Source organism: Streptomyces sp. NPDC048484, from assembly GCF_040651415.1.
Classification (GTDB): domain Bacteria; phylum Actinomycetota; class Actinomycetes; order Streptomycetales; family Streptomycetaceae; genus Streptomyces.
On the sequence record NZ_JBEZJY010000154.1, the window covers coordinates 1 to 1,090 of the forward strand.

Below are 1,090 nucleotides of genomic sequence, written 5' to 3' on the forward strand. Positions count from 1 at the left end.
TCCTGCCCCTGCCCACCGACCACGCCCTCACCCTCCTCGACACCGCCACCACACTCGACGACCCCACCCTCATCCCCATACGACTCGACCTCAAGAGCTTGGGAGGGCACGGTGCCGATGACGTTCCGGAGCTGTATCGCGCACTGACCCGTCGCTTCCTCCGGAGGACCGCAGAAGCGGCATCCTCGACCGCGGGATCGTTGAAAGACCGTCTTGTCATGCTCTCCGAGCGCGAGCGTGAAGCCCTGCTCCTCGAACTGGTCCGCGTACAGGCCGCCCTCATTCTGGGGCACGCCGGCCCTGAGGAAATCGAACCGCAGCGCGCCTTCCGCGACTTGGGCTTCGACTCGCTCGCGGCCGTGCGATTCCGTAACGGAATGAACGAGGCCACCGGCATGCGGCTGACGCCCACCCTCGTCTTCGATCACCCAAGTCCCGTTGCCCTGGCTGCCTACCTGCTCGATGAGCTGATCGGCGTCGACAAGGGGGGTATCGAGGTCGTAGCGGTCGGTGCGTCGGCAGTTGACGATCCGATCGCGATCGTGTCGATGAGCTGTCGCTACCCAGGTGGCGTCGAATCGCCGGAGGACCTGTGGCGGCTGCTGGCCGAGGACAGGAATGTGATCTCGGAATTCCCGACGAACCGAGGCTGGGAGCTCGGGCGGCTCTATGACCCGGATGGCGTACGGGAAGACACGAGCTACGTCCGCGAGGGTGGATTCCTGCACGACGCGGGCGACTTCGACGCCGCGTTCTTCGGGATCAGTCCGAATGAGGCGTTGGGGATGGACCCGCAGCAGCGTCTGCTGCTCGAGGTCACCTGGGAGGCTCTGGAACGGGCTGGTATCTCCCCGGCCTCGCTGCGGGGCACCTCGACCGGTGTCTTCGCAGGGATGATGCACCACGACTACACCTACAACAGCAGTACAGGTGCCGTCGCGTCCGGTCGAGTGTCGTATGTGCTGGGCCTTGAGGGTCCGTCGGTGACGTTGGACACGGCGTGTTCGTCGTCGTTGGTGGCGTTGCATCTGGCGGTGCAGGCATTGCGGTCGGGTGAGTGCTCCCTTGCGCTGGCCGGAGGGGTGACGGT

At 65.5% G+C, this 1,090-nt stretch carries 1 protein-coding gene; it reads left to right on the top strand.

Annotation, left to right across the window (positions count from 1 at the left end; translation table 11 throughout):
* Nucleotides 1-1,090, top strand: a 1,090-nt coding sequence (locus AB0D14_RS45025) for a type I polyketide synthase (protein ID WP_362791351.1), incomplete at both ends; no start/stop codon positions are given.